The following is a 6,616-nucleotide window of genomic DNA, read 5'->3' on the forward strand; positions in this document are numbered from 1 at the left end:
TAGCTTACGCTGGGCAGCCCGGAAGCCCCAAACCGACCCGCCGCCCATGCCCGCTGCCCGTTTCGGTCCCGTCCGCTGCGCCTGGTGGCCCTACCGCCGGGGCGAACACGCCGAAAGCCGCGTGCGCACCTGGCTGGGCGACCTGTGGGCGCTGCCGCCGGCGGCGCTGACGATCGCCCGCGACGACCGCGGCCGCCCGTACCTCAATGCGGGGACCCACCGCGTCGACCTGAACTGGAGCCACAGCGGCGAGCGCCTCATCGCGGCCTGCGCAGACGGCATGCGGCTGGGCGTGGACATCGAATGGCTGCGGCCCCGCCCCAAGGCGCTGGCCACCGCACGTCGCTACTTCGATCCCGGGGAAACCGCGGCGCTGGAGGCGCTGGCCGGCGATCCGGCTGCACTGGACTCCGCGTTCACCCGGCTGTGGTGCGCGAAGGAGGCGGTGCTGAAGGCGCATGGCCACGGGCTGTCGTTCGGACTGGAGAAGCTGCACTTCGTGCTGGATCCCGTCGGCCTGCCGCAACTGGTGGCCTGCGACCCGGCGCTGGGCGCGCCGCGGGACTGGCGGGTCGACGCCTGGTCGCCCGAGCCCGGCTACTGGGCGACGCTGGCGTGGCGGGCGCGACCGGAGGACGGCCACGGCCCCGCTCGCGGATAATCTGCCGCGATGAACGCCCCCGCCCTGCCCACCGCCGCCCGCGACACCCTCGACGCCGGCCTCGCCGCCCTCGGCCTCGACGCCGCGCTGGCCGACCCGCTGGCGCGCTACCTCGCGCTGATGCTGCGCTGGAACGCCGCCTACAACCTCACCGCCATCCGCGATCCACGGGACATGGTGGTCAAGCACCTGCTGGACTCGCTGGCGATGGCGCCGGCGGTGGCCACACTGCCCAGCCTGGCCGACCTCGGCACCGGGCCGGGGCTGCCGGGCATCCCGCTGGCGATCGCCACGCCCGGGCTGCACGTGACGCTGGTGGAATCCAACGGCAAGAAGGCGCGCTTCATGCGCGAGGCCCTGCGCACGCTGGGCCTGGGCAACGCCGAAGTGGCCGAATCGCGCATCGAGGCGCTGGACCGCCCGGGGCAGTTCGCCGCGATCACCGCCCGCGCGCTGGCCACGCTGCCGCAGATCCTGGCCCTCGGCGGGCACCTGATCACCCCCGACGGGGTGCTGCTGGCGATGAAGGGCGCCCGCCCGGACGACGAGATCGCCGCCCTGCCGCCGGGCTGGGCGGCAAGGGACGTGCAGCCGCTGACCGTGCCCGGCCTGGACGCCGAACGGCACCTGGTGACGGTGGCCCGGACCGCCCCCGCGGGCGGTTGACGCCGCGGATCGACCCGGCCTGCCCGGCAGGCCGCGCCGGCAACGGGCATAATCTGCGGTTCGGCCGCGCCTCCCGCCTTCCCGGGACGCGTTCCCGTTCGCCCGCACACGAGAACTCCGGACCCCCCTCATGGCCCGCATCATCGCCATCGCCAACCAGAAAGGCGGGGTCGGCAAGACCACGACCTCGGTGAACCTCGCCGCCGCGCTGGCACAGGCGCCCATGCGCGTGCTGCTCGTGGACCTGGACGCCCAGGGCAACGCCACGATGGGCAGCGGCGTGGACAAGCGCGAACTCGCCGGCTCGACCTGCGACGTGATCCTCGAGGAGATGCACGCGAAGGACGCGATCGTGAAGACCCCGGAAGGGTTCGATCTGCTGCCCGGCAACATCGACCTGACCGCGGCCGAGATCGAGCTGATGGACGAGCCCGGCCGCGAGCAGCGCCTGCGCCGCGCGCTGGACAGCGTGCGCGACCGCTACGACTTCATCCTGGTCGACTGCCCGCCGGCGCTGTCGCTGCTCACGCTCAACGCGCTGACCGCCGCCGATTCGGTGCTGGTGCCGATGCAGTGCGAGTACTACGCGCTGGAAGGCCTCAGCGCGCTGCTGCAGACCATCGACGCGCTGAAGGCGAAGCTCAATCCCGCGCTGGAGATCGAAGGCGTGCTGCGCACCATGTTCGACGTGCGCAACAACCTCGCCAACGCGGTGTCCGCGGATCTCACCGCGCACTTCGGCGACAAGGTGTTCCGCACCATCGTCCCGCGCAACGTGCGCGTGGCCGAAGCGCCCAGCCACGGCCAGAGCATCGTCGCCTACGACAAGGCCTCGCGCGGCGCCATCGCCTACCTCGGCCTCGCCGGCGAAATCATCCGCCACCAGCGCGAACGCGCGCAGCAGGCCGCCGGTGCGCGCGGCACCCTTCCGGAGACCCGCGCATGAGCGCCCCCAAGAAGCGCGGCCTCGGCCGCGGCCTCGAAGCCCTGCTCGGCCCCAAGGCCGCCGCCGAAGCGCCCGCGCTGGAAGCCACGCCGGGCGACACCCTCAAGCTGCTGCCGATCGACGCGCTGACCCCCGGCAAGTACCAGCCGCGGCGCGCGATGGATCCGGCGAAACTCACCGAACTGGCCGAATCGATCCGCGCCCAGGGCGTGATCCAGCCGGTGGTCGTCCGCGAGATCGACAAGGACAAGGGCGGCAAGGTCTACGAGATCATCGCCGGCGAACGCCGCTGGCGTGCCTCGCGCCAGGCCGGCCTGACCGAAGTGCCGGTGGTGATCCGCGAGGTCGACGACCGCACCGTGGTCGCGATGGCGCTGATCGAGAACATCCAGCGCGAAGACCTCAACCCGTTGGAAGAGGCGCAGGCCCTGCAGCGGCTGATCGACGAATTCGACCTCACCCACGCGCAGGCGGCCGAAGCGGTGGGCCGCTCGCGCGCCGCGGTGTCGAACCTGCTGCGCCTGCTGGAACTGCCGCCGGACATCCGCGCGCTGGTCGAGACCCGCGCGATCGAGATGGGCCACGCCCGCGCCCTGCTGTCGCTGACCCCGCAGGCCGCGATCGCGCTGGCCCGCCAGGCCGTCGAGCACGGCTGGTCGGTGCGCGAGGTGGAGCACCGCGTGCAGCAGCTCAGCGCCGGCCAGGTGCCGACCGCGGTGAAGGGCAAGCCGGCGAAGGCCGCGAAGGCCAAGCCGCAGGCCGACCTCGCCGCGCTGGAGCGCGACCTCAGCGAATCGCTGGCGACGAAGGTGGACATCCTCCACGGCCGCGGCGGCAAGGGCCGGCTGGTGATCCACTACACCGACCTCGACACCCTCGACGGGATCCTCGATCGGCTGAAGACCCGCGGCTGAACCTGATCGGGCCGCCGCACGCGGCCGGCATTGGCGGTAACGTGGGCGGCCATCCGCCCACCATGACAGGGATGCTCATGCGCCGTTTCGCCTTGTTCTGCTCGCTCGCCCTCGCGTCGCTGTTGCCGCCGGCCATCGCGCCGGCCCACGCCGCGAAGGGCCCGACCTACACCTACGTCCGCCTCGGCAACGCCGCCGACGTGGCGCCCGTGCCCACCCCGGGCGTGGTGCTGATGGGCGGCGGCACCGATGTCGACGCCGCGTTCCAGTGGCTGTGCCAGCGCGCCGGCAACGGCGATTTCCTGGTGATCCGCGCCACCGGCACCGACGCCTACAACCCCTACGTCCGCGCGCTGTGCCCGAACCTCAATTCGGTCGCGACCCTGATCATCCCCGACCTCGCCAGCGCCAACGATCCGGCGGTCGCGGACCTGCTGTCGCGCGCCGAGGTGGTGTGGATCGCCGGCGGCGACCAGTCGAACTACATCAATTTCTGGACCGGTACGCCGGTGCAGACCACGCTCAACGCGCTCATCGCCAGCGGCACGCCGATCGGCGGCACCAGCGCCGGCCTCAACGTGCTGACCCAGTTCGTCTACACCGCACAAAGCGGCAGCGCGACGTCGACGCAGGCGCTGGCCGATCCGTTCAACCGCGCGCTGAGCTTCGGCCGCGACTTCGCGCGCGTGCCGGTGCTGCAGGGCGTGCTGGGCGACCCGCACTTCGCCGCCCGCGATCGCATGGGCCGCGAACTGGGCTTCCTGTGCCGGATCGCCACCAACGGCTGGAGCGCCGCGCCGCGCGGCATCGCCGTGGACGAGCAGACCGCGCTGCTGGTCGACGCGCAGGGCACGGCGAGCGTGGTCGGCAGCGGCCGCGTCTATTTCCTGCGCGCCCCGGGCCTGCCGGAAGTCTGCAAGGCGAAGACGCCGCTGACCTACCGCAATATCGTGGTCGACCGGATCGCGGCGGGCGACGGCTTCAACCTGACCACCTGGCAGCGCAGCGGCGGCACCGGCTACACGGTGTCGGCGGTGGCCGGCGTGCTGCAGTCGACCCAGACCGGCGGCGCGATCTACTGACCGTCCCGACGCCGTGACCGGGACGCGCCCCGCGGCCCGGTCGGCAGGCCGGGGCGCAGGCGGTATCCTAGGCGGGATGAACGCCGAACCCGTGCTCTCCGTCGTCGTCCCGGTCTTCAACGAACGCGACAACGTCACTCCCCTGATCTCCGAAATCATGGCCGCCCTGCGCGGCCACGCGCTGCTGAAGGGCGGCGCGTTCGAGATCGTCTACGTCGACGACCACTCGCGCGACGACACCCTCGCCGTGCTGCAAGGACTGAAGGCGACGACGCCCGAGCTGCGGGTGCTGCACCACGTCAGCCAGAGCGGGCAGAGCACCGCGGTGCGCACCGGCGTGAAGGCCGCGCGCGGCGCGTGGATCGCCACCCTCGACGGCGACGGCCAGAACGACCCGGCCGACATCCCGAAGCTGCTCGCGAAGCGCGAGGAATCGCCGGCCGACGTGAAGCTGTTCGCCGGCTGGCGCGTGGACCGCAAGGACACCGGCAGCAAGCGCTGGGCATCGAAGTTCGCGAACGCGATCCGCAGCCGCATGCTGCGCGATTCGACGCCCGACACCGGCTGCGGCATCAAGCTGTTCGAGCGCGATGCCTTCCTCGATCTGCCTTACTTCGACCACATGCACCGCTACCTGCCGGCGCTGATGCAGCGCGCGGGCTGGAAGACGATCAGCGTGCCGGTGAACCACCGGCATCGCGCCAGCGGCGTGTCGAAGTACAACAACCTCAACCGCGCGCTGGTCGGCCTGCGCGACCTGCGCGGCGTGGCCTGGCTGATCGTGCGCAGCAAGCGCACCGCGGTCGAGGAGCGCTGAGCGTGCTCGCGGAAGCCGCGTCCGCCGCCCAGGCCGTCGGCGGCGGGGACGTCATGAATTCGCCGATCCCGTGGCTGGCGTGGACCGGCATCCACATGAGCCCGTGGAAGCTGATCGGCATCGTCGGCACGCTGATGTTCGGCGGCCGCTGGCTGGTGCAGTTCGTCGCCAGCAAGCGCGCCGGCAAGCCGGTGATCCCGCGCGTGTTCTGGTACATGAGCATCGTCGGCAGCCTGATGACGCTGAGCTACTTCACGCTGTCGGCGAAGCAGGACGCGGTCGGCGTACTCGGCAACCTGTTCCCGGCGTTTACCGCAAGCTACAGCCTGTACCTCGACATCCGCCACCGCGGCTGGCGCCGCGATCGCAACAGCCACTGATCGTCGCACCACGCGCGGTGCGACGATCCGCAGTCGCTGCTTCGACGAGGCTTACTGCACCGTGCCCTGGCGATCATTGCCGCCCTTGCCGCCGAACAGCTTGCGCACGAACGCGGCGATGCCGATGACGATGAAGAGGATGAATTTCTTCGCCGCCAGCAGCAGCACGCCGAGCTTGGCCAGCAGGCCGGTCTTTGCGGCGATGCCGCCACCGATCAGCGCGGCCAGGCCGTAGCCGGCCAGCTTGTCGGTGCTCGAATCGTAGTCGGCATAGCGCGCGCCCTGGTCGAACTCGGCCATCGGCAGCAACTGCTGCATGCCCGCCTGCACCTGGGACAGCTGCGGCATCCCGGCGACCGCATTGAGACTGAGATAGCCACGACGACCGAGCACGCGGACGTCGTAGTTCAGCGTGTGCTGGCTCTCGCCCTCGAACGCCGCTTCCTTCGCCCAGTACAGTTTCTTGCTGGCGTTGTCGTAACGCGGCGGCACCGCCCAGCCGATCATGTGCACGGCGCCGTAGCCCGCTTTCCGGCGCTCCGCGTTGCCGTCCTCGGTCTCCTGCCTGATCTGCTGGAGCAGTGCATCGTAGTCGGTCTTGGCCGCATCTTCGTCGGATACGTAGCCATCGTCGGCATATGTCACCACCACGGCCCAGCCGTCGTCGTCGGTCAACGACGTCGATGCAGGCACCACCATGCCGAGGATCGTGTCGTCCGGCGGGTTGCCCCACAACTGTTCCAGCACCTTGCGGCTGTCTTCCTTGCCGAGATAGCGGAACTGCGAACCGAGGCGGAAGTGCGCCTGCGCCTCGGGCAGGCCGACGTCACCGGTCAGGAAATGCAGCCCGTCGACCAGTGCCTTCGCCTGCGTGGCCCCTTCGGCTTCGGAGGGTTGCGGCGCCTCGGCGTGGACCGCGAAGGCGGCGGCCGCCGTCACCAAGGCCGCGAGCAGCGCGGTCCGGCTCCATCGTTTGAACATGAGGTATCCCCGTCGAATCGGGCGCCCCCGCGCCCGGAAGCGGCAGTGTGCCCGGCATCCCACGGGATGCCAATCCGGGCGGCGACAATGCGACTGACCTGAGACGAATCATGTAGCCGCCCGGGAGGTGAGTTCTCTACCCTCGACAGACCAAGGAGAACTCATGAAG

At 70.9% G+C, this 6,616-nt stretch carries 8 protein-coding genes; 7 read left to right on the plus strand and 1 reads right to left on the minus strand.

The window, feature by feature from the left end:
• The first annotated feature begins 46 nt into the window (after window positions 1–46).
• The 7 genes from ACT53R_RS13230 (at window position 47) to ACT53R_RS13260 (ending at window position 5,466) form a co-directional block, all read left to right on the plus strand.
• Window positions 47–661, plus strand: coding sequence for a 4'-phosphopantetheinyl transferase family protein (locus ACT53R_RS13230; protein WP_476172351.1), 615 nt, complete (start codon window positions 47–49; stop codon window positions 659–661).
• A gap of 9 nt (window positions 662–670) precedes the next feature.
• Window positions 671–1,327 (plus strand): 16S rRNA (guanine(527)-N(7))-methyltransferase RsmG, encoded by a 657-nt coding sequence (rsmG, locus tag ACT53R_RS13235; protein WP_476172352.1) that lies wholly within the window; start codon window positions 671–673, stop codon window positions 1,325–1,327.
• A 130-nt stretch (window positions 1,328–1,457) separates the two neighbouring features.
• Complete coding sequence (locus tag ACT53R_RS13240; RefSeq protein ID WP_476172353.1) at window positions 1,458–2,273, plus strand: ParA family protein; 816 nt, start codon at window positions 1,458–1,460, stop codon at window positions 2,271–2,273.
• On the plus strand, window positions 2,270–3,187 hold the full coding sequence (locus ACT53R_RS13245; protein WP_476172354.1) for a ParB/RepB/Spo0J family partition protein: 918 nt from the start codon (window positions 2,270–2,272) through the stop codon (window positions 3,185–3,187). The genes ACT53R_RS13240 and ACT53R_RS13245 overlap by 4 nt, the downstream gene beginning before the upstream one ends.
• A gap of 77 nt (window positions 3,188–3,264) precedes the next feature.
• Window positions 3,265–4,269 (plus strand): cyanophycinase, encoded by a 1,005-nt coding sequence (locus ACT53R_RS13250; protein WP_476172355.1) that lies wholly within the window; start codon window positions 3,265–3,267, stop codon window positions 4,267–4,269.
• Window positions 4,270–4,345: 76 nt separating this feature from the next.
• On the plus strand, window positions 4,346–5,086 hold the full coding sequence (locus ACT53R_RS13255) for a glycosyltransferase family 2 protein (protein WP_476172356.1): 741 nt from the start codon (window positions 4,346–4,348) through the stop codon (window positions 5,084–5,086).
• A 53-nt stretch (window positions 5,087–5,139) separates the two neighbouring features.
• Window positions 5,140–5,466 (plus strand): lipid-A-disaccharide synthase N-terminal domain-containing protein, encoded by a 327-nt coding sequence (locus ACT53R_RS13260; RefSeq protein ID WP_476172366.1) that lies wholly within the window; start codon window positions 5,140–5,142, stop codon window positions 5,464–5,466.
• A gap of 51 nt (window positions 5,467–5,517) precedes the next feature.
• Here the strand turns inward: ACT53R_RS13260 and ACT53R_RS13265 are convergent, their stop codons facing one another.
• On the minus strand, window positions 5,518–6,447 hold the full coding sequence (locus tag ACT53R_RS13265) for a DUF2167 domain-containing protein (protein ID WP_476172357.1): 930 nt from the start codon (window positions 6,445–6,447) through the stop codon (window positions 5,518–5,520).
• Between the last annotated feature and the right edge of the window lie 169 nt (window positions 6,448–6,616).

The sequence above is a fragment of the Lysobacter sp. DMC104 genome (assembly GCF_056313665.1).